General features: G+C 63.1%; 22 protein-coding genes, 1 tRNA gene and 1 other RNA gene. 20 read left to right on the top strand and 4 right to left on the bottom strand.

Annotated elements, in window-relative coordinates; translation table 11 throughout:
• From KBT70_RS08490 to KBT70_RS08580, 19 genes are all read left to right on the top strand, one after another.
• Positions 1 to 613: cytochrome c biogenesis protein CcdA (locus tag KBT70_RS08490; RefSeq protein WP_296631239.1), on the top strand; the 613-nt coding region annotated here is incomplete at its 5' end.
• 54 nt (positions 614 to 667) lie between these two features.
• Positions 668 to 1,882, top strand: a complete 1,215-nt coding sequence (locus KBT70_RS08495; RefSeq protein ID WP_296631241.1) for a hypothetical protein — start codon at positions 668 to 670, stop codon at positions 1,880 to 1,882.
• Complete coding sequence (locus KBT70_RS08500) at positions 1,879 to 3,240, top strand: cytochrome P450 (protein WP_296631244.1); 1,362 nt, start codon at positions 1,879 to 1,881, stop codon at positions 3,238 to 3,240. Before KBT70_RS08495 ends, KBT70_RS08500 begins: the two co-directional genes overlap by 4 nt.
• 7 nt (positions 3,241 to 3,247) lie before the next feature.
• Positions 3,248 to 3,600: a transfer-messenger RNA gene (gene ssrA / locus KBT70_RS08505) on the top strand.
• A 120-nt stretch (positions 3,601 to 3,720) separates the two neighbouring features.
• Positions 3,721 to 4,533, top strand: coding sequence for a sulfurtransferase/chromate resistance protein (locus KBT70_RS08510; RefSeq protein WP_296631247.1), 813 nt, complete (start codon positions 3,721 to 3,723; stop codon positions 4,531 to 4,533).
• 3 nt (positions 4,534 to 4,536) lie between these two features.
• A complete protein-coding gene (chrA, locus tag KBT70_RS08515) occupies positions 4,537 to 5,790 on the top strand; it encodes a chromate efflux transporter (protein ID WP_296631251.1) in 1,254 nt (417 codons plus the stop codon).
• 74 nt (positions 5,791 to 5,864) lie between these two features.
• A complete protein-coding gene (locus tag KBT70_RS08520) occupies positions 5,865 to 6,320 on the top strand; it encodes a ClpXP protease specificity-enhancing factor SspB (RefSeq protein ID WP_296631254.1) in 456 nt (151 codons plus the stop codon).
• 107 nt (positions 6,321 to 6,427) lie between these two features.
• Positions 6,428 to 7,819, top strand: a complete 1,392-nt coding sequence (fumC, locus tag KBT70_RS08525; protein WP_296631257.1) for a class II fumarate hydratase — start codon at positions 6,428 to 6,430, stop codon at positions 7,817 to 7,819.
• A complete protein-coding gene (locus KBT70_RS08530; RefSeq protein WP_296631259.1) occupies positions 7,816 to 8,004 on the top strand; it encodes a DUF4169 family protein in 189 nt (62 codons plus the stop codon). Before fumC ends, KBT70_RS08530 begins: the two co-directional genes overlap by 4 nt.
• Positions 8,005 to 8,017: 13 nt before the next feature.
• Positions 8,018 to 8,251, top strand: coding sequence for a ribbon-helix-helix domain-containing protein (locus KBT70_RS08535; protein ID WP_296631262.1), 234 nt, complete (start codon positions 8,018 to 8,020; stop codon positions 8,249 to 8,251).
• A 294-nt stretch (positions 8,252 to 8,545) separates the two neighbouring features.
• Positions 8,546 to 10,255 (top strand): BCCT family transporter, encoded by a 1,710-nt coding sequence (locus KBT70_RS08540; RefSeq protein ID WP_296631265.1) that lies wholly within the window; start codon positions 8,546 to 8,548, stop codon positions 10,253 to 10,255.
• A gap of 94 nt (positions 10,256 to 10,349) precedes the next feature.
• Positions 10,350 to 11,570 (top strand): aminotransferase class V-fold PLP-dependent enzyme, encoded by a 1,221-nt coding sequence (locus KBT70_RS08545; protein WP_296631267.1) that lies wholly within the window; start codon positions 10,350 to 10,352, stop codon positions 11,568 to 11,570.
• 48 nt (positions 11,571 to 11,618) lie between these two features.
• Positions 11,619 to 13,040, top strand: coding sequence for a deoxyribodipyrimidine photo-lyase (locus KBT70_RS08550; protein WP_296631271.1), 1,422 nt, complete (start codon positions 11,619 to 11,621; stop codon positions 13,038 to 13,040).
• A 66-nt stretch (positions 13,041 to 13,106) separates the two neighbouring features.
• Entirely contained in the window at positions 13,107 to 14,315 is a 1,209-nt protein-coding gene (locus tag KBT70_RS08555; protein ID WP_296631275.1) for a cyclopropane-fatty-acyl-phospholipid synthase family protein, read from the top strand.
• A complete protein-coding gene (locus tag KBT70_RS08560) occupies positions 14,316 to 14,774 on the top strand; it encodes a TrgA family protein (protein WP_296631280.1) in 459 nt (152 codons plus the stop codon). It abuts the gene before it with no gap.
• Positions 14,750 to 15,871: an NUDIX domain-containing protein gene (locus KBT70_RS08565; RefSeq protein ID WP_296631283.1), complete on the top strand. Its 1,122-nt coding sequence runs from the start codon at positions 14,750 to 14,752 to the stop codon at positions 15,869 to 15,871. Before KBT70_RS08560 ends, KBT70_RS08565 begins: the two co-directional genes overlap by 25 nt.
• Positions 15,872 to 15,929: 58 nt before the next feature.
• Positions 15,930 to 16,961, top strand: a complete 1,032-nt coding sequence (locus tag KBT70_RS08570; protein WP_296631286.1) for a cysteine synthase A — start codon at positions 15,930 to 15,932, stop codon at positions 16,959 to 16,961.
• Positions 16,962 to 16,966: 5 nt separating this feature from the next.
• Complete coding sequence (locus KBT70_RS08575; protein ID WP_296631289.1) at positions 16,967 to 19,384, top strand: DUF3772 domain-containing protein; 2,418 nt, start codon at positions 16,967 to 16,969, stop codon at positions 19,382 to 19,384.
• Positions 19,381 to 20,100: an alanyl-tRNA editing protein gene (locus KBT70_RS08580; protein WP_296631292.1), complete on the top strand. Its 720-nt coding sequence runs from the start codon at positions 19,381 to 19,383 to the stop codon at positions 20,098 to 20,100. Before KBT70_RS08575 ends, KBT70_RS08580 begins: the two co-directional genes overlap by 4 nt.
• Positions 20,101 to 20,106: 6 nt before the next feature.
• Here KBT70_RS08580 and KBT70_RS08585 read toward each other — a convergent pair whose 3' ends face one another.
• From KBT70_RS08585 to KBT70_RS08600, 4 genes are all read right to left on the bottom strand, one after another.
• Positions 20,107 to 20,787, bottom strand: coding sequence for an amino acid racemase (locus KBT70_RS08585; protein ID WP_296631295.1), 681 nt, complete (start codon positions 20,785 to 20,787; stop codon positions 20,107 to 20,109).
• Positions 20,788 to 20,796: 9 nt separating this feature from the next.
• Positions 20,797 to 22,092, bottom strand: a complete 1,296-nt coding sequence (hisD, locus tag KBT70_RS08590; RefSeq protein ID WP_296631298.1) for a histidinol dehydrogenase — start codon at positions 22,090 to 22,092, stop codon at positions 20,797 to 20,799.
• A 126-nt stretch (positions 22,093 to 22,218) separates the two neighbouring features.
• The gene (locus KBT70_RS08595) at positions 22,219 to 23,343 is read right to left on the bottom strand and encodes an AI-2E family transporter (RefSeq protein ID WP_296631301.1); all 1,125 of its coding nucleotides are present in this window, start codon (positions 23,341 to 23,343) and stop codon (positions 22,219 to 22,221) included.
• A gap of 129 nt (positions 23,344 to 23,472) precedes the next feature.
• Complete coding sequence (locus tag KBT70_RS08600; RefSeq protein ID WP_296631303.1) at positions 23,473 to 25,083, bottom strand: GMC family oxidoreductase N-terminal domain-containing protein; 1,611 nt, start codon at positions 25,081 to 25,083, stop codon at positions 23,473 to 23,475.
• A 201-nt stretch (positions 25,084 to 25,284) separates the two neighbouring features.
• Here KBT70_RS08600 and KBT70_RS08605 point away from each other — a divergent pair.
• A tRNA-Ser gene (locus KBT70_RS08605) sits at positions 25,285 to 25,374 on the top strand.
• Positions 25,375 to 25,587 lie beyond the last annotated feature (213 nt).

Here is a 25,587-nt window from a genome sequence, read left to right on the forward strand (position 1 = left end):
GAATGATCTGTCCGAGAGCGGGCAGAGCCGGGCGCGCGCCGTGGTGCCGGCGCTCTTTTTCGTGCTGGGTCTGTCCACGGTCTTTATCTTTCTGGGCTTCACGGCCTCTGCCATTGGCACGGTGTTTTTGCAATACCAGAGCTATTTCAATACGATAGCGGGCGTTCTTGTGATGATTTTTGGCGCGCATTTCGTGGGCGTTTACCGAATCGGATTTCTGGACCGCGAGGCGCGGATTGATGCGGGGGATCGGGGGGGTTCTTCCTTTGGCGCCTATATCCTCGGGCTGGCCTTTGCCTTTGGCTGGACGCCCTGCATCGGCCCACAACTGGGCGCGATCCTGTCCTTGGCGGCGTCGGAAGGGTCGGTGGCGCGGGGCACGATGCTCTTGGCGATTTATGCTATCGGGCTTGGCGTGCCGTTCCTGCTCGTTGCGGCGTTCCTGCCGCGCCTGCAGGGGCTGATGGGCTGGATGAAGCGCCATATGGAGCAGATCGAGCGGGTCATGGGCCTCTTGCTCTGGACTATCGGGCTCTTGATGCTGACGGGCGGGTTTTCGGCCTTTTCCTTCTGGCTTCTGGAAACATTCCCGGCCCTTGCGGTGCTTGGATAACGCCTTACGCTTGCCAGATTTTCGCGCTAGGCTCTGGTCAACAAGAGGTTGGACATGAGCAGCAAGGCCCCTGTTAACGCGACTGTGCGCCGCAGGCGCGTGTTTTACATCCCCGGCTATGACCCCATCCCGCCGCGCCGCTACCGCGAGCTTTATCGCAAGGAAAGCGCGGGACAGGCGGGTCTTTCCGGATATGAAATCAAAGTGTTGCCTGCCAAAGCTCAAGCGCGGTTCGGCTGGGCCGTGAGCGCGCAGATAGAAGACGCCGAGGTCGAGAGCACGTTCGAGGTGCTGGTCTGGTCCGATATCGTCAAAGGCAGCATGGATCAGGGCATTTGGGCCACCTATGCGCAATTGATCCGCACGGCGGCGATTTATATCGGCACCGGCGCGCTCTTTCGGTTGATGCGATTGCGCAAGGGGCCGGTGATCGCGGCGCTCTATCCGGTGGGGTTTTTGCTGGTCCAGCTTGGAATTGCGCTTCTGGTGGCCTGGGGATTGGGGCGCGCGCTGGCGCTCTGGCAGCCTTGGGCGGCGTGGGGCGGTCTGCTGGTCGTGCCTTTCATACTCGAATGGTTCCGGCGATTGGATGGCCGGTTTTTTGCCTATTACCTGATGCATGACTATGCCTATTCCGCGCGGTATCTGGGGGCCAACCCGCCCGAGTTGGAGGCGCGGATGGCAGAATTCACCGCCGAGATTGCGCAGGCTTTGCTGGGGGAGTGCGACGAGGTGCTGGTCGTTGGCCATTCGTCGGGGGCGCATCTGGGGGTGTCGATTCTGGCGGATCTGATCCGGGGCGGGCAGGTGCCCGACCATGGCCCGGTGCTGTCGTTCCTGAGCCTTGGGCAGGTGGTGCCTATGGTATCGTTTCTACCGCGCGCACACCGGCTGCGGGCGGATCTGGCCTATCTGAGCGCGCAGGACACGCTGACTTGGGTCGATGTTACCGCGCCCGGCGATGGCTGCGCCTTTGCGCTCTGCGATCCGGTGGCCGTGTCTGGCGTGGCCCCGGCGGACAAGCGCTGGCCGCTGGTGATTTCGGCGGCGTTTACGCAAACGCTGAGTCCCGAGCGGTGGAAATCCTTGCGTTGGCGGTTTTTCCGGCTGCATTTTCAATATCTTTGCGCCTTTGACCGGCCCAAGGATTACGATTATTTCCGCATTACGGCGGGGCCTTTGACGCTGGCGGATCGGTTCAGTGACCGTCAACCGTCCAAAAGCCGGATCGAGCGCGCCACCTCGCGTTACACGAGCCTTGCGCCATGATCCCGCCCAAGCCGCCCGCGCGCCCCGATGCTGTGTCGCTCTGGCGCTACCTGCGGCTCTTTCGCGCCGATATCCTCTCGGCACAGCCGGCGCGGCTCTACCGTGCGTGGATGGCCGAATTTCGCACGCCGTTCTTTCGATCCTATCTCTGCAACGATACGGCCTTGGTTGATCTGGTGCTGCGCACGCGCCCGGATGATTTCCCGAAATCCGCGCGTGTCTCCGAGGGGTTGCGGCCTCTCTTGGGACGTTCGGTCTTTGTCACCAATGGCGAGAAATGGAAGCGCCAACGCCGTATCATCGACCCCGCGTTTGAGGGGGGGAGGCTGCGCGATACGTTCGCGGCGATGGTGACAGCCGGGCAGGGGGCGGTGTCGCGCCTCGCCCCTCTGGCCGAGGGCACGCCCCTTGAAATCGAGTTTCACACCAGCCACGCCGCCGCCGATGTGATCTTTCGCACGCTGTTTTCGCTGCCGATCGAGGATGCAACGGCGGCGCGGGTGTTTGACGCCTTCAAGGCGCATCAACGCACGCAACCGGTGCTGAATCTGGCGGCGTTCATCCCCTTGCCGCGTTGGTTTCCACGCTTTCACCGCCGTCAGACGCGGGTGACGGCGCGGACCATCCGGGGGTTGATCACGGAATTGACCGCGCGGCGGCAGGCCGAGATTGCGGCGGGGACCGCGCCGGATGATCTGGCGACCAAGATCATGACCACCGCGGACCCGGAAACCGAGGCGCGGTTTGACACCGAGGAAATGGTCGATCAGGTCGCGATCTTCTTTCTCGCGGGGCATGAAACCAGTGCGTCGGCGCTGGCTTGGGCGCTCTATCTGCTGGCGCTCTATCCGGAGTGGCAAGACAAGGTTGCAGCCGAGGCAGAGGCGGTCTTTGGCACCCGCGCGCCGGAGTTTGGCGATATGGCGCAGTTGCGCATCACCCGCGATGTGTTCCGCGAGACGCTGCGCCTCTATCCGCCGGTGCCGATGATGGTGCGCGAGACGGCCTGTCCCGAGCGGTTCCGCGACCGAGACATCGCGCCCGGCGCGCAGGTGGTGATCAGCCCTTGGCATCTGCACCGGCACGAGCGGCTCTGGGACAATCCCGACGGGTTCGATCCGGCGCGTTATGGCACCGAGAATGGCAAGACCTGTCTGCGCGAGGCGTTCATTCCGTTTTCCGCCGGGCAGCGGGTCTGCACCGGGGCGGGGTTTGCGATGATCGAGGGGCCGCTCTTGCTTGCGATGCTGGTGCGGGCCTATCGCCTGAGCCCGGTCGAGGGGCGCCCGCCCATGCCGGTGGCGCATCTGACGGTGCGCGGGCGCGATGGCATCTGGCTGAAACTTTTGCCGCGCTGATCCGACACCCCTTTGCAAGCAGCATCAGAGCGCCTATGTATGGGTTGTCCGCGCAAGCGGACTATGGACATAAACGCGCTCGTAATAAGCGGATCGGACCCGGGGGCGGTACCCGGCGACTCCACCAAACATCCTTCATTTGGGGATCATGGGGTCGAAATAGGATCGACGAACGTCTAAAGGGGTTATGCTTTGTCCCGGTGAGGTACCACCGTTATCGGTCCGAAACGTACAGTTGCAAACGACAACCGTGCTCCGGTGGCCGTTGCTGCGTAAGCAGTAACCAAACCGAAACTTAAGTCCTTGCGCTTAGCCGCGTAAGGCGGGGTTCGCAGGCACCTGGCAACAGAAGCCTGCACTTTCACACCAGCCTTGACAGAGTTCGCCCCTTGCGTGCAAAAAGCGGCATGGGGCCTCACGCGACTGCCCCGTGAGGCCAAGGCCCAAAGTCGCATCCACTGAAATCCCAGAGGATGTGCCATGCCTGCCACCACTGAAATCACCGTATCGCAGCTCAATCGGCTGATCGGCACGCCCGATTGCCCGGTCATCGTCGATATTCGTCTACCAGAGGATTTTGAGACAGATCCGTCTGTAATTCCCGGATCTATCCGTCATTCCCACAGCGATATCAGGGGGTTGATCGTGCATCTTGAGGGGCGCCGCGCGGTCATCGTCTGTCACAAGGGGCTGAAACTCAGTCAGGGGATGGTGGCCTTGCTCGCGTGCGAGGGGGAGAAGGCCGAGTATCTTCAGGGCGGTATCCAAGCCTGGCGCGCGGCCGAGGAGACGCTCTGCGTGCCTGTTGCAGCGGTGCCTGCGCCGGTCGAGGGGGCAACCCTCTGGGTCACACGCCACAGGCCCAAGGTGGACCGGATCGCCTGTCCTTGGCTGATCCGGCGGTTTGTTGATCCCTCCGCGCGGTTTCTCTTTGTCTCGCCCTCCGAAGTCTTGGGCGTGGCCGAGCGTTTTGGGGCGACGCCCTTTGACATCGAGGGCGTTTATTTCAGTCACCGTGGCGAGACCTGCACATTCGACACCATGCTTGAGAGCTTTGGTTTGACCTCGCCCGCGTTGCAGCGGCTGGCCGCTGTCGTGCGCGGGGCGGATACCAACAGACATGATCTGCATCCGGTAGCGGCAGGGTTGCTGGCGATTTCGGTGGGGCTGTCGCGGCAATATCGCGATGATCTTGCGCAGTTGGACGCTGGTATGACGCTTTACGATGCGCTTTATCGCTGGGCGCGTGATGGATTTGACGAGGGCCATGACTGGCCAGCCGCGCGGGGGTGAGAGATGACGGATGTATCCACAAGCCAGCTTTTCCGCAGCTTTGCCCGTATCGGCCTCCTGAGCTTTGGCGGGCCTGCGGCGCAAATCTCGATGATGCATGACGAATTGGTCGAACGGCGCGGCTGGCTGAGCGAGCAGCAATTCTTGGGCGCGCTGTCGTTTTGCATGCTCTTGCCGGGGCCAGAGGCGATGCAACTCAGCACCTATGCGGGCTGGCGGCTGCGCGGAGTATTGGGCGGGCTGATCGCGGGGCTTCTCTTTGTGCTGCCGGGCGCGGCGGTGATTATGGCGCTTGGCCTTGGCTATGCCACTTACGGCGATCTGCCACTGGTGCAGGCGGTCTTTCTGGGCATCAAGGCGGCGGTCGTGGTGATCGTGTTGCAAGCGCTCTTGAAGCTTGCGCAGCGCGCGCTCAAAGGCCGGGCGTCTTGGGTCTTGGCGGGCTTGGGCTTTGTCGCGATGTTCTTTCTCTCGGTTCCCTTTCCGCTCATCATCGCGGCGGCGGCGCTCTGGGGGTGGTGGTCGCATCGGGGGGTGAGGGCCGAGCCGGGGCTTGACGCACCTGTCCCTGTGCCGCTGTCGCAGACCGTGACGACAGCACTTGTCTGGGGCGCGCTCTGGGCGGCGCCGGTGCTGCTGGCCTGGGGTATGGGTGCCGAGTTCCTGACCGATCTGGCGCTTTTCTTCAGCAAGTTGGCGGTCGTGACCTTTGGCGGCGCCTATGCCGTGCTGGCCTATATGACCGAAACGGTGGTGGCGACCAAGGGCTGGCTCAGCACGGCGGAGATGATCGACGCGCTCGGGCTGGCCGAGACCACGCCGGGGCCGCTGATCCTTGTGACCGAGTTTGTGGGCCTCTTGGCGGGCTATGCGCAGGGCGGGGTCGGGATGGCGGTGCTGGCGGCCTGTCTTACGCTCTGGGTCACGTTCATTCCCTGCTTTTTATGGATATTCACAGGCGCGCCCTATATCGAGCGTATCCTTGCGCGGCCCCGTCTGAAAGGGGCATTGGCCGGGATTTCGGCGGCGGTTGTGGGGGTGATCCTCAACCTTTCGGTGTGGTTCGCGCTGCATGTGCTCTTCGGACAGGTGACGATGAGCGCCTTTGGACCTCGCCCCGAGATCAGCAGTTTTTCGCCGCGTGATGCGGTCTATGTCGCGGTCGCAGGCGTTCTGCTGCTGGGGTTGCACCTGCCGATGGTGCCGGTTCTGGCGCTTATGGCGGCGTTGGCGGGGGTGGTTCATGTTTTGATCTGAGGGGCGCATTGCAGGTCTTTTGTTTTGCTTCGAATCCCCTATGCTGACATGCAGCAATTCCCCAAGGGTCAAACATGTCTCGTTCAATCGACTACGGCAATCTCATGCATCGTGCCATGCGCGGCCTCATCCAAGAGGTGCTGAGCAAGGTGCAGGCCGAGGGTTTGCCGGGGGCGCATCATTTCTTCATCACCTTCGACACCAAGCATCCCGAGGCCAAGCTCGCCGATTGGTTGAAGCAGCGCTATCCGTCGGAAATGACGGTGGTGATGCAGCATTGGTATGATGACCTCAAGGTCACGAATGACGGCTTTGCCGTGACGCTGAATTTCGGCGACGCGCCAGAGCGGCTCTATGTGCCCTACGACTCGATCCAGACCTTTGTCGATCCGTCGGTCGAATTCGGTCTGCGGTTCGAGACGCAGGAAGTCGATGAGGATATCGACGAGTTGGACGACACCGATCCGCCCGATGATGATCCCAGCCCCGGCAAGGCCGAGGTGGTGCGGCTCGACAGTTTCCGCAAGTAACTGGCGCTTTGTCGCGGCCTGAGGGCTTTGTATTCCGTCGTATACAGCATTGATCTTTTGCCAAACTGCGGTATGAACGGGGCAAACCCGTCACGAAAGGCCTTGCCATGACCGCCACCCGCACCGAGACCGATAGTTTTGGCCCCCTCGAGGTGCCCAGCGATAAATACTGGGGGGCGCAGACGCAGCGCTCGATCCTGAATTTCCCGATCGGCTGGGAGAAACAGCCTGTGGCCATCGTGCGTGCGCTTGGCGTGATCAAGCAGGCCTGCGCGCAGGCCAACAAGGCCAGTGGCAAGCTCGATGCGCGTCTGGCGGATGCCATCATTCAGGCGGCGCAAGAGGTGATTGCGGGCAAGTTCGACGACAATTTCCCGCTCGTCGTGTGGCAGACGGGATCGGGCACGCAATCCAACATGAACGCCAATGAGGTCATCGCCAACCGGGCGATTGAAATTCTGGGCGGCGTGATCGGCTCCAAAGACCCGGTGCATCCCAATGACCACGTGAATATGGGGCAATCCTCGAACGACACCTTCCCCACGGCCATGCATATCGCGGCCGCCATGACCGCGCGCGACGTGCTCTTGCCAGGGCTGCACAAGCTCTTGGCGGGGCTCGAGGCCAAGTCGGAAGAGTTCAAGGACATCATCAAGATCGGCCGCACCCATACGCAGGATGCCACGCCGCTGACGCTGGGGCAGGAGTTTTCGGGCTATGCGCATCAGGTCCGGCAGGGGATCGCGCGGGTCAATCTGTGCTTGCCCGGCATCTATGAGCTGGCGCAGGGCGGGACCGCCGTGGGCACCGGTCTGAACACGGCGAAGGGCTGGGATACGACCGTGGCGGGGCAGATGGCCGAGATCACGGGCCTGCCGTTCGTCACCGCGCCGAACAAGTTCGAGGCGCTGGCAGCGCATGATGCGATGGTGTTCATGTCCGGCGCGCTCGCGACCGTTGCCGGGTCTTGCTACAAGATCGCCAATGACATTCGCTTTCTTGGCTCTGGTCCGCGGTCGGGTTTGGGCGAATTGATCCTGCCCGAGAACGAGCCGGGGTCGTCGATCATGCCAGGCAAGGTCAACCCGACGCAGGCGGAGGCGCTGACGCAGGTGGCGGCGCATGTCATGGGCAATGATGCCGCGATCAAGTTTGCAGGCTCTCAGGGGCATTTCGAATTGAATGTCTACAATCCGATGATGGCCTATAACCTCTTGCAATCCATGCAGCTTTTGGGCGATGCCGCCGACAGCTTCACCGAGCGGATGCTCAATGGCATCGAGGCCAATGGCCCGCGCATTGACAAGCTGATGAAGGAAAGCCTGATGCTGGTCACGGCGCTGGCGCCCACCATCGGCTATGACAATGCCACCAAGGTCGCCAAGACCGCGCACAAGAACGGCACGACGCTGCGCGAAGAGGCGATTGCGCTTGGCTTTGTCGATGGCGAAACCTTTGATCGTGTGGTCCGTCCCGAAGACATGATCGGCCCGAAATGAGCGAGGGCCCGGTCAATCTGAACCGGGTGCGCAAGCAAAAGGCGCGGGCCGCCGACAAGGCCCGCGCGGAGGAAAACGCCGCGCGGTTTGGCCGGACCAAGGCGCAAAAGGCGCTGGAAAAGGCCGAAGCCGACAAGGCGCGCGCCATGCTGGACCAGCACCGCCGGGATGAGGCGGACGAATGAAGGCTGACCGACGATGAGCGCGCGCCCGGTCAAACGTTCGCTGACGCTGCGCGGTCATCGCACCAGCGTGTCGCTCGAGGATGCGTTCTGGCAGGCATTTCGCGAGATTGCCGAGGAAAAATCAATCGCGCTCAATGTCTTGGCGGCCGAGATTGATGCAGGGCGCGGGATCGAGACCGGGTTGGCCACGGCGATCCGGCTCTATGTGCTGGCCTATTACCGTGATCGGGCGCTGCAGAGGCCATGACGTCGCGCAGCGTTTCGGCGGCCTGAAATTCCGGGTGATTTCCCATGGTCGTGTAGTTTTACGACATTCAATTGGCGCAAATGTTACAGGATTTGCGGGGTCGGGTTGCGATCCCCGGCGATTTCTTGCTAAAAGCGGCGGTTCAACACGGGCATCAGATGCCCGGCGCGCGAATAGCCAGGTGCTTTTGCTGCGTGCATGACACCAATGCGCTGCCACGCACCGCCCCAGAGCGGTGGTTGTGTCCTCTGACAGGATGTGACGGGCGGCCGAAAAACAGAAAAAGGGGACCAGATGGCCGAGGAGACAACCAACCAAGGCATACCCGCGCCCGAAGGGCAGTCGGACGTGATCGAGACCGACTATTTGATCGGGCAGGACAATGTGCAGCCGCAGGTGGGGCCATTCGGGCTCGACATTCATAACCCGGTGTTTTTCATCTCGGGCCTCAGCATCGTGATTTTCGTGTTCTACGCGCTGGCCCTGCCGGATCAGGCGGCGGCGGTGTTTGACTGGCTCTTTGCGGCGGTGACGAAAGGCTTTGATTGGTTTTTCCTGAGCGCCGCCAATGTTTTCGTGATCTTCTGTCTCTTTCTGATTGTCAGCCCCTATGGCCGGGTGCGCCTGGGCGGGGATGAGGCCACGCCGGATTACAGCTATCTGGGCTGGTTCGCGATGCTCTTTGCGGCCGGTATGGGCATTGGCCTCATGTTCTTTGGCGTGTCCGAACCGATGAGCCATTTTTCAAGCGCCTTGGGTGGCACGGCGATGGAGGGCGGCGCGCGCAGCGACTGGGCACCTTTGGGCGCCGCTGGCGGTGATTCCGAGGCGGCATCGCGTTTGGGCATGGCGGCGACAATTTTCCACTGGGGTCTGCACCCTTGGGCGATCTATGCGGTGGTTGCCCTGGCGCTGGCGCTCTTCAGCTATAACAAGGGTCTTCCGCTCACGCTGCGCTCGGCGTTTTATCCGATCCTGGGCGAGCGTGTCTGGGGCTGGTGGGGCCATGTGATCGACACGCTGGCGGTCTTTGCCACGCTCTTTGGTCTGGCCACCTCGCTTGGCTTTGGCGCAGAGCAAGCGGCCTCGGGGCTGACCTTTCTCTACGGGTCAGGGGATGCGGCCGAGGGCACGCGCGCGTTTCTGGGCATCGCCTATGGCAATACGGCAAAGAGCGGCGGCGAAAACTCCAGCCTTCTTCTGGTGCTGCTGATTTCCGGCATCACGGCGATTGCGCTCATTTCGGTGCTGCGCGGCCTTGATGGTGGGGTCAAGGTGCTGTCGGAGATCAACATGGGGCTGGCAGCCCTCTTGCTGGTCTTTGTGTTCCTTGTGGGCGGGCCGATTTTCCTGCTGACGTTCTTTTTCGACAGCCTCTGGGCCTATCTGCAAAATCTCGTGGCGCTGTCCAATCCCTTTGGGCGCGAGGATACGAATTTCATGCAGGGCTGGACCGCGTTCTATTGGGCGTGGTGGATCAGTTGGTCGCCCTTCGTGGGCATGTTCATCGCCCGCGTCAGCCGGGGCCGCACGGTGCGCGAATTCGTGATCTGCGTGCTGCTTATTCCGTCGCTGGTCTGTGTGCTGTGGATGAGCGTGTTTGGCGGCACCGCCCTCAATCAGGTGATTGCCGATGGCTATGAGGCGGCCAAAGATGCGCCGCTCGAACTCCAGCTTTTCCAGATGCTTGACAACATGCCGCTGGCGACGATCACATCGACCATCGGGATCATTCTTGTGGTGGTGTTCTTTGTCACCTCGTCGGACTCGGGGTCGCTGGTGATTGATACGATCACGGCGGGGGGCAAGGTGGATGCGCCGGTGCCGCAGCGGGTGTTCTGGTGCATCTTCGAGGGGGCTGTGGCGATTGTCCTCTTGATCGGCGGCGGTCTGGCCGCGCTGCAATCGGCGGTGATTTCGACGGGTCTCCCGTTCACGCTGGTGCTCTTGGTCATGTGCTGGGCGATCTTTCGCGGGTTGCAGAGCGAAATGAAAAGCCTCTAACCTTCCCATGACTGTCATCTTGAGGCCCTCCGGCGCTTGCGCGTCGGGGGGCTTTGCTGTTTTGTGGCGGCCAAAAGGGACAATGGGGACAAGTATGACACTCGACACAGATTTCGTGCGCGCGCAATTTCCGGCCTTTGCGGAACCAAGCCTTGCGGGGCAGGCATTCTTCGAGAATGCGGGCGGGTCTTATACCTGCGGCCCGGTGATCGCGCGGCTGGAGCGGTATTACCGGCAACGCAAGGTGCAGCCCTATGCGCCCTACGCGGCCAGCCAACTGGCAGGCGCCGAGATGGACGAGGCGCGGGCGCGGCTGGCGGCGATGATGGGGGTGGCGACGGATGAGCTGAGTTTTGGCCCCTCGACCACGCAGAACACCTATGTTCTCGCGCAAGCGTTCCGGCAGTGGATGGAGCCGGGCGATGCGATCATCGTCACCAATCAGGATCACGAGGCCAATTCCGGGCCGTGGCGGCGGTTGGCGGATGCGGGCTTTGAGGTGCGCGAGTGGAAGATCAATCCCGAGAGCGGCCTACTTGATCCTGCGGACCTTGAAAACCTGCTCGATGACCGGGTGCGGTTGGTATGTTTCCCGCATTGCTCGAACGTAGTGGGCGCGATCAACCCGGTGGTCGAGATCACGGCGCTGGCCCATGCCGCCGGGGCCTTTGTTTGTGTCGATGGGGTCAGCTATGCGCCGCACGGCTTGCCCGATGTGGGGGGCATGGGGCCGGATATTTACCTTTTTTCGGCCTACAAGACCTATGGGCCGCATCAGGGCATCATGGTGATCCGCCGGGAATTGGGCAATCTCTTGCCCAATCAGGCGCATTATTTCAACGCGGGCACGCTCTACAAACGCTTCACGCCCGCAGGCCCAGATCATGCGCAGGTGGCCGCAAGTGCCGGTATGGCGGATTACATCGACGATCTGGCGGCGCATCACGGGATTACGGGCGATGCCGTAACGCGGGCGGCGGGTGTGCATGACCTCATGCGTGGGCATGAAACAGCAATTTTGCAGCCGCTTTTGGATTTCCTCAAGGATCGCAATTCCGCGCGGTTGATCGGCCCGGTGGAGGCCGGGCAAAAGGCACCGACCGTGGCTGTGGCCCTCAACCGGCCGGGGGCCGAGGCGGCGGCGCAACTGGCGGCGCATGGGATCATGGCGGGGGGCGGCGATTTCTACGCGGTGCGGCCTCTGACGGCCATGGGCGTGGACCCGGAGCGCGGTGTGTTGCGCCTGAGTTTCGTGCATTACACCACCCGTGCCGAAGTGGACAAACTCCTGACCGCACTTGATGATATTCTTTGATCCGTCTGTCTTCCCGATCCGTAATGCACCAAAAGACCGGGGCAGGGGATGACCGAGAAATCACCGACACTACTCTGGCTCAGGCGCGATTTGCGTCTGGCCGACCACCCGGCACTCTGCGCGGCGCTCGCGGGCGGCGGGCCTGTTATCCCTGTTTTCATCCATGATGAGAGCGTCGCGCAGCTCGGCGCGGCACCGAAATGGCGGTTGGGTCTGTCGCTGGCCTCTCTTGCGCGGGACCTTGAGCGGGTGGGCAGCCGTCTGATCCTGCGCCGAGGGGCGGCGCTTGAGGTTTTGCGCGCGCTGGTAGACGAGACCGGCGCAGGGGCCGTGCATTGGTCGCGGCTCTATGATCCGCAGGCGATTGCGCGCGACAAGGCGGTGAAATCCGCGCTGCGCGAGGCAGGGGTGGACGCACAGAGCCACGCGGGCCATGTGATGTTCGAGCCTTGGACGGTCGAAACCAAGACCGGCGGCTTCTACCGCGTCTATACCCCCATGTGGCGCGCGGTGAAGGATCGCGAGGTGGCGACACCTCTTTCAGCGCCGTCGCGTATTCCAGCCCCCGAAGCCTGGCCTGCCTCTGACACTCTGGAAGAGTGGCGGATGGGCGCGGCCATGCGGCGCGGGGCCGAGGTGTGCGAACCCTATCAGCGGGTCGGCGAGGCGGCGGCGATGGAGCGGTTGCACGCCTTTGCCGACGGGGCCATCGCGGATTATCAGGAGGCACGGAATTTTCCGGCGGTGGAGGCCACGTCGACCCTCTCGGAAAACCTCACCTACGGGGAAATCTCGGCGCGCCAGTGCTGGCATGCGGGGCAACGGGCGTGGCACGCGGGGGCCAAAGGGGCCGAAACTTGGCTCAAGGAACTGGTCTGGCGCGAGTTTGCCTATCATCTGATGTTTCACACGCCCCATATCCTGAGCGGCAATTGGCGGACCGATTGGGATGCGTTCCCGTGGTCCGATGACGCAGAGCATCCGGAGGTGATCGCGTGGAAGCAGGGCCGCACCGGCGAGCCCTTTGTCGATGCCGCCATGCGCGAGATGTATGTGACGGGCAAGATGCACAACCGCGCGCGGATGATCGTGGCCTCCTATCTCACCAAGCACCTCATGACCGATTGGAAGATCGGGCTGAATTGGTTTGCCGGTTGTCTGACGGATTGGGACCCGGCGTCGAACGCGATGGGCTGGCAATGGGCGGCCGGCTGTGGCCCGGATGCCGCCCCCTATTTCCGGGTTTTCAATCCCGAGACGCAACTGGACAAGTTCGATCCCAAGGGGGCCTATACCCGCCGCTGGATCGCCGAGGGGCAACGCACCCCGCCCGCCACGGCGCTCGATTATTTCCGGGCCATCCCCCGGCACTGGGGGCTTGACCCCGCGATGGCCTATCCGGGGCGGATTGTTGATCTGGCACGAGGGCGTCAACGCGCGCTCGACGCCTATGAAGCGCGGGGATTTTGACGCATGACCATAATGACCGCAAGATCGGCGCTTGACGCGCCACAAAACGAAAGAGGGACCGAGCGCATGATCCTGACCGACACCACCGGCCAGACGGGCCTGCCGCGCTATTTCACCCGCTGCTATGGCGTGGCGCGCAATATCGACGCTGGACGGCTCGATATCCGCCTGCCTGATGGCCGCGTATTCCGCGCGGAAGGCATGCGCCCCGGCCCGGTGGCGGTGCTGGCTATCCACGACACCGAGGTCTTTGCCCGGTTGGTGCGCGAGGGCTATCTTGGGTTTTGCGAGGCGTATCTCGATGGGGACTGGTCCACGCCCGATTTGCAGGCGTTCATGGACCTGCTCAACGATGACAACGACGGGATTTACAACGGCTATCCCGGTCAGCGCGTGGCGCAGATCTACGAGCGCATCCGCTTTTGGTTCAAGCGCAATTCCAAGACCCAAGCGCGGCGCAACATCAGCTATCACTACGATCTGGGCAATGATTTCTACAGCCTCTGGCTGGATGAAACGATGACCTATTCGAGCGCCATCTTTCAGGCGGGCCAAAACAGTCTCGAGCAGGCACAGATTGCGAAATATGCCAGCATGGTGGATCAGATGGGGGTAAAACCCGGCGATCATGTGCTGGAAATCGGCTGTGGCTGGGGTGGCTTTGCCGAGTATGCCGCCAAGGAACGGGGTCTGCGCGTGACCGGCCTTACGATCAGTGCGGAGCAGTTGAAATATGCGCAGGACCGGATGGCGCGCGCGGGGCTGTCGGACCGGGTCACGCTCAAATTGCAGGACTACCGCGACGAGCGCGGCACCTATGACGGCATTGCAAGCATCGAGATGTTCGAGGCGGTGGGCGAGCGGTATTGGCCGGTGTTCTTTGACAGCCTGCGCGAGCGCCTCAATCCCGGTGCTCTGGCCACGCTCCAGATCATCACGGTCGAGGACAAACGGTGGGAAAGCTATCGCACAGATGTGGATTTCATCCAGAAATACATCTTTCCGGGGGGGATGCTGCCCAGCCCGACCGCCTTGCGCGCCGAGATCGAGCGGGCGGGGCTGAGCGTTGCGCGGTCGATCGAGTTTGGCGAGAGCTATAGCCAGACGCTGCGCCGCTGGCATCAGGCCTTCAACGACAAATGGGATGAAATCGCCGAAATGGGCTTTGACGAGCGGTTTCGCCGGATGTGGAATTTCTACCTGACCTCTTGCGCGGGGGCCTTCAAAGGGGGTAGTTGCGATGTGACACAGATCACCATCGCAAGGCCCGGATAGATGCCCGTTACAGATCACATGCCCACCGCCGCGCGGCTGGTCGCGGCGATCGGACTTGGGGCTTTGGGATGGTTCGGATCAGAGCTGTTTCGCCCCCTTATGCCCGAGGATACCAACTTTGGTTGGTTCAACGAGGTGAACGTGGCCCTTGGCGCAATCTGCGGCTGGCGCGTGACGGGCACGCGGCTGGGCTTTGGCTATGCCGAAGGGTTCAGTGCGGGATTGACGGGCGTCGGCGCGCTGGTCTTTTGGGCGATCTTTCTCCAGAGCCTCAACGAAATGCTCAAGCGCGCGCTCGACAACCGCTATGACGGGGTGATCGAGGGGCTGACCTCGATGTTCGAGTTGATGGTCGAATATGGCATGACGATGATCAACGGGCCGCTGATCGGCCTGCTTGTCACGGGCGGAATCGTGGTCGGGATCATTTCGGAATGGGTCTCGCACCGGTGGTCGTGACACCGCTGTTTCTCTACGGTCCCTTGGCTGATATCCATGTCCTGCAAGGGGTTTTCCCCGGTTTTGGCGGGGTAGAGGCGCGGGCTGGTGAGAGGCTGATCACTTGTCAGGACGTGCCCTTGCCCTTGGCGGGGCTGATCCGTGGGGCAGGGGCCGTCGAAGGGTATCTGGTGGATCACCCTGAGACTGTGGCGGATTTGACCTTTGTGCTCAACGCTCTTGGCTTGGGTCCGGCAGAGCCGCTCAGCGTCGAGTGCCAAGGCGCGAGTTATGCGGCGCAGGTGTTTCCTGGTCAGCCGGGCCCGCTTTTATGGGGCGCTACGGCGTGGCGCGCGCGCCATGCGCTGATCCTGAGGTATGCCATAGAAGAAATCCTGAGCCTCAAGGGCCGCGTTGCGCCTCAGGACTTCGCCCACCGTCTGCCGATGATCCTGTCACGCGCCGGGGCGCGGGAGGCGGCGGCCATATCCGCGCCCACTGACCTGCGCGCGGCGACAGAGGCGGACAAGGTCGAGATCGTCGCCTGTGACATCACCCATGCCGGGTTCTTCCTCAGCCGCAGATACACGCTCCGGCACCCGCGCTTTGACGGCACGCTGAGCGATACGCTCAGCCGCGAGGTCTTTGTGGCCACCGATGCCGCCCTTGTGCTGCCTTATGATCCGGTGCGCGACCGGGTGCTCTTGGTCGAGCAGTTCCGCATGGGCCCCTTTGGGCGCGGCGATCCGCACCCTTGGATGCTCGAGCCGGTGGCCGGGCGGATCGACGGGGGCGAGAGCCCGGAAGAGGCCGCGCACCGGGAATGTCTGGAAGAGGCGGGGCTCACGCTGCGCGGGCTGGAGAAGATTTCCCAGCATTATTGCACGCCCGGCTATTCCACTGAGCTGTTTCATATCTTCCTTGGGATTTGCGATCTGCCCGAGACAGAGCAAGGGCGCGGCGGGCTCGCCACAGAGCATGAGGACATTCGCACCCATGTGATTGATTTTGCGCGGGCAATGGCGCTGGTCCAGAGCGGAGAGGCCAATAACGGGCCGCTGATCCTCAGCCTTTTGTGGCTTGAGCGTGAACGCGCACGGCTGCGCGCATCCGCTTGAGTTCCCGCCCCCAAGCGCCTAAACCGAAGAGAACACGCTGACCACAGGAGCATGAGAGATGCGCATTGCACAGGATCTGGCCGCCGCTGTCGGGAATACCCCGCTCATTCGTTTGCGCCGCGCCAGCGAGGAAACGGGATGCAACATCCTTGGCAAATGCGAGTTTCTCAATCCCGGTCAGTCGGTCAAGGACCGCGCCGCGCTTTTCATCATCCGCGACGCGATTGCGCGCGGTGATCTGAAACCCGGCGGCACGATTGTCGAGGGCACGGCGGGCAATACCGGCATTGGTCTGGCGCTTGTTGGCGCTTCTCTCGGCTTCAAGACGGTGATCGTGATCCCCGAGACGCAAAGCCAGGAAAAGAAGGACATGCTGCGTCTGGCCGGTGCCGATCTGGTGCAGGTGCCCGCCGCGCCATATTCAAATCCCAACAATTTCGTGCGTTATTCCGAGAGATTGGCCGAAGAACTATCCAAAAGTGAACCCAACGGGGTGATCTGGGCCAATCAATTCGACAATGTCGCGAACCGTCAGGCGCATATCGAAACAACCGGCCCAGAGATTTGGGAGCAGACCGGCGGCAAGGTGGATGGGTTCATCTGCGCGGTGGGGTCCGGTGGCACGCTGGCCGGGGTCGGCATGGCGTTGCAACCCAAGGGCGTCAAGGTGGGCATCGCCGATCCGATGGGGGCCAAGCTCTATTCCTGGTACACCAAGGGCGAATTGGAGAGCGAAGGCTCGTCCATCGCTGAGGGTATCGGTCAGGTGCGGATCACCGCCAATCTTGAGGGGTTCACGCCCGATTTCGCCTGTCAGGTTCCCGATGCCGAGGCATTGCCCATCGTTTTTGACCTCTTGCAGCATGAAGGGCTGTGCATGGGGGCCTCGACCGGCGTCAACATTGCCGGGGCCATGCGGATGGCGCGCGAGATGGGGCCGGGGCATACCATTGTGACAATCCTGTGCGATTACGGAACGCGCTATCAATCCAAGCTCTTCAATCCGGAATTCCTGCGCGCCAACAATTTGCCGACGCCGGATTGGCTTGATCAGGCGCCGCGTTCGATTCCGGGGGTTTTCGCAGGGTGACAGCGATGCTGCGGCAGCTATGCCTGATCCTCTGCCTGGCACTTGGTGCGGCGGCGGCCGTGCCCGCCATGGCCCCCGCGCAAGGGCAGCACACGCCCGACGCGGTGGATTACGTCATATGGGAAGAGCTTGCGGCCGAAGCGGATGATCTGATCGCCAACGGTGATGCAACGACTGCGGATTTGGAAAACATGCGCGCCCAGATCAATGGGTGGCGGCAACAGTTTCTCGAAATGCAAACGCTCAATTCCTCGGCGATCCGAACCGTTCGCGACCAGATCGCGGCCTTGGGTCCGGTGCCGGAGACCGGCGAAGAGGCCGAGGATATCGCGGCGCAGCGTGCCGAACTCAACCGCCGCCTGACCCGGCTTGAAGCGCCGGTCAAGCTGGCGGATCTGGCGCGCAGTCGCGCCGACGGGCTGATCACCAGCATCGACACGGCCATTCGGGACCGTCAGACGCAGGCGCTGTTGCGGCTTGGGCCATCGCCGGTCAACCCGCTCCATTGGCCAGAGGCGGCGAAAACGCTCTACCGCGCGGTGGATACGGTGCGGGCAGAGACCGCGACCAACTGGCAGAGCAGTTTTCGGCGCACGCGGTTTCAGAGCAACCTGCCGGGGGTGATTGTTCTTGGCTTGCTCGGCCTCTTGCTGATTGCGCGGGGGCGGGTCTGGACCACGCGTCTGGCGGCGCGGGTGCTGGGCGAGACGCCCACGGCGGGGCGTCGCTTGGCCGCCTTCGCGGTCTCGCTGGGGGAGTGGCTGCTGCCCTATCTCGGGGTCATTTCTATCGTGGTGGCGGCGGTGCTTGCCGGGCTTTTGGGGGCCAAAGGCACGCTTGTGGTCGATTCGCTGCCTGCGGCGGCCTTTATCCTTCTCTTGGCGCGGTGGCTGACCTTGCGGGTCTTTCCGCGCGACGAGCGGCAGTTGCCCTTGCTCACGCTCAGCGCGTCGGAGCGCGCGACCGGGCGGCTCTGCGGTGGTTCTCTCGGTTTGGTGGTGGCGGGTTTTGCCTATGTGCAGGATCTGGCCGATGGCTTTGACTGGTCCGAAGAAGCCCGCAACGTCATGATCTTTCCGCTCATGGTGCTGGCCTCGCTGCTTTTGCTGCGACTGGCCCGGCTCTTGATGCGGCACAGCAAGGCGGCTGCGAACGAGCCGGAAACCGATCAGACCTTCCGCAGCAAGCTGGTGCGTATCCTCGCCCGTGCGCTCTGGGCTTTGGCAATCCTTGCACCGCTCCTGTCGGCGATCGGCTATATGTCTGCCGCCGAGGCGATGATGTTGCCTGCGCTGCTGTCGCTGATGATGATCGCGGCGCTCTTGTTGATCCAGCGGGTGCTGTCCGAGGTCTATATCATGCTGCGGGGCAACGCGCAGAGCATTGATGACTCGCTCTTTCCGGTGCTCTTGGGCTTTGTCCTCGTCGTCGCCTCTGTGCCGATCTTTGCGCTCATCTGGGGGGCGCGGCCGGCGCAACTGCAAGAGGCGTGGCTGAGCTTTACCCAAGGGGTCACGTTTGGCGGCATCACCCTGTCGCCGACCGGGTTCCTGATCCTTGGCGGGGTGTTCACCCTTGGCTATCTGCTGACCCGCCTTATTCAGGGGACGCTCAAGAATTCGATCCTGCCCAAGACCAAGCTCGATATGGGGGGGCGCAATGCCATCGTGTCGGGCGTGGGCTATGTCGGGATTTTCCTTGCGGTGCTGGTGTCAGTCACGGCGGCGGGCATTGACCTGAGTTCGCTGGCCATCGTCGCCGGTGCCCTGTCGGTGGGCATTGGTTTTGGTCTGCAAAACATCGTATCGAACTTTGTGTCCGGCATCATCCTCTTGATCGAGCGGCCCATTTCCGAAGGGGACTGGATCGAGGTGGGCGGGCAGCACGGCTATGTGCGCTCGATCTCGGTGCGCTCGACCCGGATCGAGACTTTTGACCGCACCGATGTGATCGTGCCCAATGCCGATTTTGTCAGTGGCACGGTGACGAATTACACCCGAGGCAATACCGTGGGCCGGGTGATCGTGCCGGTAGGCGTGGCCTATGGCACAGATACGCGCCGGGTCGAGAAAATCCTGCGCGAGGTGGCCGAGGCACATCCGATGGTGCTCATGCAGCCGCCGCCGAATATTCTGTTTCAGAGTTTTGGGGCCAGTTCACTGGATTTCGAAATCCGGGCGATCCTGCGCGATGTCAACTGGGTGGCCAGCGTGAAATCCGACATGAACCACGAGATTGCCCGCCGCTTTGCCGAAGAAGGGATCGAGATTCCCTTTCCGCAGCAGGATGTATGGTTCCGCAATGCGCCCTCTGGTGCACCAAAGCCTGCGGAGCCTGCGGCGCAGGTCACAAGCCAAAGCCCCGCCGCCCTGACCGAGGGCGATGTCGGCGGCGATAGCGGCGGCGAGGGTGACGGACGATGACCACCTCCCTCTACAGGCAGGACGCCTATCAGACCGAGGCGGCGGGCGTTGTCGTGGCGCATACGCCCGAGGGTGGGATCGTTCTGGATCAGACGCTCTTTTATCCCACGGGCGGTGGTCAGCCGGGTGATAGTGGGCGGCTCATCTGGCAAGGGCACAGCCTCAGCATTGCTACGGCGGTCAAGGCCGAGGCAGAGCAGATCGCGCTTGTCGTGGCCGAGCCGGTGCCGTTGCCGCCCATTGGCACCGCGCTCCGACAGGCGATCGACTGGCCAAGGCGGCACCGGCTGATGCGGATGCACACGGCGCTGCATCTCTTGTCGGTGGTGATCCCGCTGCCGGTGTCGGGCGGCGCGATTGCCGAGACGCGCAGCCGGCTCGATTTCGACATGCCCGAAGCGCCCACCGACCGTGACACGCTCGAGGACTATCTCAATCAACTGGTGGACCGGGATTTGCCCGTGACCGAGGATTGGATCACCGATGACGCGCTGCGCGCCAATCCGGGGCTGGTCAAGACCATGTCGGTGGCCCCGCCCATGGGTTCTGGCCGGGTGCGTCTGGTGCGGATCGGGTCGGGGGCGGATCAGGTCGATCTGCAACCCTGCGGCGGCACCCATGTGGCGCGCACCGGCGAAATCGGGCGGTTGCGTCTTGGCAAGGTCGAAAAGAAAGGCCGCCAGAACCGCCGCGTCTATCTGCATCTCGAAGACTGAGCGCGTTCAGCCCTTGGCAAAATTCGCGATGGCCCGCGTCAGGCAATCGAGGCTGTCGGTATGGGGCGTCGCTGCGGGTAGGGCATCGGTCATCAAGGAGAGCTCCGTGCAGGCCACCAGCAAATGATCTGCGCCATGGGCCAAGAGCGCCTCTGCCTCTTGGGCGAGCCGAGGCTTGAGGGTTGCCAGCGGTTCCCCCGCCTTGACCGCGCGGATGATGGCGAGAATTCCGCTGTCATCGGGCAGGAACACCGGCGTCAGCCCATGGGCGGCAAAGGGCGCGGCAAAGACCCCAGCAAGCCGGGTTGCTGGCGAGGCGAGCATCCCGATCCGCTGCGCCCCTTGGGTGGCAAGCGCCTCTGCCGTGAGGTCCAGCATGTTGAGAAAGGGCAGCGGCGTAGCACTGACCACCGCAGGGGCGTAATGATGTGCGGTGTTGCAGGGCATTGCCAGCGCCTCTGCCCCGGCCGCGTGCAGATCACGCGCCATGCGGGCCAGAACCGGGCCGGGGTCTTCGCCTGTGCCCTCGATCAGGGCCTTGATCCGGCTGGGCACCTGCGGGTTCTGATGCACGATGAGCGGAATATGGTCGCTGTCATCGCGCGCGGGCACAGCGGCCAGCAGTTTCTGCATCAGAAGAATGGTCGCTTCGGGGCCCATGCCCCCCAGAACACCCACGGTTTTCATTGGTCGGTCTTATCCCGTCGAAATCGCCGCCTGAGCGATGGGCCCAAGGCGGATGTCTGCGCTGCGGGCGTGCCCCTCCATCCGTTCGGCGCGGCTGAGGCTGGCGGTGACGCGCGCGAGATCGGGTAGCGCGCGCCCGTCCACCTCTTGCCAGGTGACGGTCTTGAGGAACTTGTGCACCGATAGCCCCCCCGTATAGCGCGCCGCACCCGAGGTGGGCAAGACGTGGTTGGGGCCTGCTGCCTTGTCGCCAAAGGCCACCGTGGTGTTCTCGCCCAGGAAAAGCGAGCCATAGGCCCGCAGGCGTGCCCGCCACCACGGCAGATCGCGCGCCTGTATATGCAGATGCTCAGGCGCCTTTGTGTCGGCATACTGCGCCATCTCTTCCGCGCTGCCGCAGAGCACCACCTCGGCCAGATCGCGCCATGCGGCGGCAGCCGCGCTGCGATTTGGTTCCGGCAAGCTGGCGATGAGGGTGGGCACGCGGGCCATCACCGCCTCGGCCAGCGAGCGATGTGTCGTGGCCAGCCAGACCGGTGAATTCGCGCCATGCTCGGCCTGTCCCACCAGATCGGCGGCGACGGTTTCGGCATCCGCCGTGTCATCGGCGAGAATGAGGCTATCGGTCGGACCTGCGAACATGTCGATGCCGATGGGGCCAAAGAGCTGGCGCTTGGCCTCGGCGACATAGGCATTGCCGGGACCGACCAGAATATCGGCAGGCGGTGCGCCAAAGAGGCCAAAGGCCATGGCCGCGACCCCCTGCACCCCGCCGATGGTCAGGATGCGCGTAGCCCCGGCCAGATCCATCGCATAGAGCATGGCATCGGGGATGCCCTGAACGCCGCAGGGGGGCGAGACAGCGGTGATATCGGCCACACCCGCCTCGCGCGCGGTGGCGATGGTCATCAACGCAGATGCAATGTGGCTATAACGCCCGCCGGGCACGTAACAGCCCGCAGCGCCCAGCGGGATCTGACGTTGCCCCGCACGCAGGCCGGGGCGCAATTCGATCTCCATATCCTGCGCCGTGGCGCGCTGTGCGGCGGCAAAGCGCGAGATATTGTCATGTGCCCACTGGATATCCGCCTTGAGCGTTTGCGGCACGCGGGCCACAGCGGCGTCAATCTCGGCGCGGGTGACGGTGATGCCGCCCTGCCAGCCATCGAGTTGCCGCGCATATTCCAGCGCCACCTGTGCGCCCCCCGTGCGCAGCCGTGCCAGCATGATCTGGACGGTATCGGCCACGTCATGCGCGGTCTGCGGCGGCTCTCCGGGGGCGGTCTTGAGCGGGATGATGGGCATGGCGCGAACTCCTTTGGCCAAGGAATGGGGCGCGCCGACGCCCACGGCAAGGGATTTGCCAGCAAGGTGATCCGGTTTTTCCAGCGGCTGAAAGCGGGTTTCGGGATTTCCGAAAAGACGCGCGCCTTAGCCTCGTCTGCGCTTGGGGGCGTCGAGATCCTGATCGGTTTCGGGCAACCCCTCGCGCGACAAGAGGACAGCGATGGCGCGGAACCCGGGTACATGGCTGCAGACGATCATCAGGGCGACCATGATCGGAACCGCCAGAAACATTCCCGGTATCCCCCAGACCGCCGCCCAGAACGCCAGTGAAATGATGATGCCAAAGGACGACACCCGCAGCGCGCGGCCCATCAGCATCGGGTCGATGATATTGCCGTTAACGAACTGGATCAGTCCTACGATCAGAAAGATCACCAGCGCCATGGTGCCATCGGCCAGTTGCACATAGGCCACCAGCGCCACCAGCACCGTGGCCACGATCGAGCCGATCGACGGGATGTAGTTGAGCACGAAGGTCAGAATCCCCAAGGCCCCCGCCAGATCGAGCGCAAAGAACTGCGCCACGCCGTAAACCATGAGGCCGGTCACGACGCTGACCAAGGTCTTGACCAGCAGGTAGTAATTCACCCGGTGAATGATCGAACTGACGATCCGGCCCACGCGCTCCGCCTTGTGCGGATCGCCAAAGAGGCTCACGAGCTTGGTCGTGAACCAGATCCGTTCGGCAAAGAGAAACCCGACGAAGAGGATGACCAGCACCGTGCCCTGCATGATGCCCCCCGCTTGCCCTGCAAGGGCGCGCAGATAGCCCGCGACATCGAGGGTGGAGACCGCGTTGAACACGGCCTTTTCCGCATCCGGGCCAAGCCAGGCCACCATCGCCGAGATCGCCTGTGGGGCGCGGTCGGTATAGGCCAGCGTGGTCGAGAGCACGGTGTTGATCTGCGACAGGATCACCGCCGAAAGGCTGAGCAGCGCCGCCGAGATGAGCAACAGCGCCACGACGCTCGCCAGCCAGTTGGGCACCCGCACCGGGCCGAGGCGCACGCGCGCGATGGAGTTGATCGCATCCGAGGTCAGGCTGAAGAGGATGATCGCGGTCGCCAGCGAAATCAGCAGGAACCGCGCCTGCACCAACAAAAAGAGCACCACCGCAAAGGCGATGATGATCTGTGCCACGGTGCGGATGCGCTGCAGTTCCGGGGTGCTCGAACCGGTAGGGCGCGTGTCTTGGTCTGCTGGTGTCACCGTCTGGCCTGTCTCTGATGTGGCTGGGACGCAGTATCGGGAAATTCACGCCCGGTGACAATCGCAGAACGTGGTGTTTCACCTATAAAATCAGGCGTTTCCGACCTTTGCTCGAATCTCGGGCTGGGGTTAGCCCTCGGCGAGGATGAGATCGGCGGCGCGCCAGGCCAGCATCATCGTGGGCGCGTTGGTATTGCCCGAGGTGACATTGGGAAAGACTGAGGCATCGACGACGCGAAGCCCGGTGACCCCATGCACGCGAAGCTGCGGATCGACCACGGACTGCGCCGGATCGCTGCCCATCCGGCAGGTGCCCACCGGATGAAACACCGTGCCACAGCGTTTGCGGAAATCGTCGAGAATGGCGGCATCGTCCATCTCGCGCAGGTCCTGATACATGGCACTCTCGACAAGGGCGGTGAGTGCTGCGGTGGACATGATGCGCTGACAGAGGCGGGCGCCGGCCACCACCTGCGCACGGTCCTCTTCGGTCGCGAGCGAGTTGGGGCAGATGCGCGGCGGGGCGTCTGGATCGGCGCTGCTGATGTCGATCCGGCCTCGGCTGGTCGGGCGCGAGGGCTGAAACGAGATGATGAAACCCGGAAAAGGATCGGGGCGCACGACCGAGCGGGTGCCCGCGGGTGTGGTCGTATAGGTCACAGGGTTGAAATAGAGCTGTTGATCGGGATGGTTCTGGCCCGGCTTTGACCGGAAATAGCCGCCGCATTGATTGACCGAGAGCGAGAGCGGCCCGCGCCGTGTCAGCGCAAAACGCAGCGCAGCGCGCACCTTGCCAAGGAAGGGGGCGAGATCGTTGTTGAGCGTGGGCTCGGTGGCGCGGAAGTAATAGTTGATCCCCAAGTGATCCTGAAGATTGCCGCCCACATGCACGCAATCGCGCAGCGGCGTGATGCCATGCTGGCGCAAGAGGTCCGCCGGACCGATCCCCGACAGTTGCAAAAGACGCGGCGAGGTGACGGCCCCGGCGCTCAGGATGATCTCGCGCCCCGCGCGCGCCACATGCCGCTTGCCGCCGCGCCGGTAGTGCACGGCCACCGCGCGGTTGCCTTCAAATTCGATCCGGTCGACATGGGCCCCAGTCACCAGCGTCACATTGCTGCGTTTCAGTGCGGGCTTGAGACAGGCGCGCGCCGAGGAATTGCGCAGACCTCCGGCGGTGTTGATCCGGTAGATGGTGCCGCCTTCACCGCTGGGATCATTGAGATCGTCGGTGCGCGGCAGGCCCAATTCCTCGAGTGCCGCAAAGTAGTGCCGGTTGACCGGGTGGATCTGGTCCGAGACATCCTGCACCGTGATCGGACCGGTCCCGCGCCGGGTGCCATCGGGCGCCACCTGCGTTTCCAGCGCCTCGTAGGTGGCGCGCACGGTGTCCCAGCCCCAGCCGGTTGCCCCCGCCGCCTCCCAATCGTCGAAATCATGGGGCAGGCCGCGCGCATAGACCATGGCATTGATCGCCCCCGATCCGCCGACGGTCTTGCCGCGTGGCCAATACCCGCGCCGCCCGTCGAGCGTTTCTTCGGGCTCGGATTCGTATTTCCAGTTCAGGCGTTCGTCAAAGAAGGTCTTGCCGTAGCCCAGAGGCAGCGCGATCCAAGGGCTGCGCCCGCGCCCCCCGGCCTCGATGATCAGGACCCGGTGCCGCCCATTGGCGCTCAGCCGGTCGGCCAGAACCGAGCCCGCCGAGCCTGCGCCGACGATGATGTAGTCGTGGTCTGTCACGGTCTGCCTGCCTCTGCCCTTTGTTCGCGTGCCAGCGTTACAAATCCGGTTCCGTGCCGGATTGCCGGAAAACGGCAGGGCTGACAGTTTTCCGACAGAACCTTGCGGCAAGCGCGCGTCAAGTGCTTTGTCATTTTCGCCTGATTATCTGCATTCTTCCCCTTGCAAAGCCCGGCCCCCTGCGGCTAGAACCCGCGCGATGGAGCGGTGGCCGAGTGGTCGAAGGCGCACGCCTGGAAAGTGTGTAGGCGGGGAACCGTCTCGAGGGTTCGAATCCCTCCCGCTCCGCCACAAAATCCGGCCACAGGTATTGCGACGGTTTCCGGGTCCGGCAAGGGCCGGAGCACTCTTGCTCGTAAACACCGGCAGTACCGCGGGATTGGTCGCTTGTAGGGCGCTGCATCAGGCCCAAATGCTGCATCTTGTGAAGATGTTACGACTTGGAAACCAAATGTGACATCCGGGGCAAGTTGTTGCCGATCCCGTTTTCGCCCTCTCCGGGCT

Source organism: Roseovarius sp. (assembly GCF_018066915.1).
Lineage (GTDB): Bacteria > Pseudomonadota > Alphaproteobacteria > Rhodobacterales > Rhodobacteraceae > Roseovarius.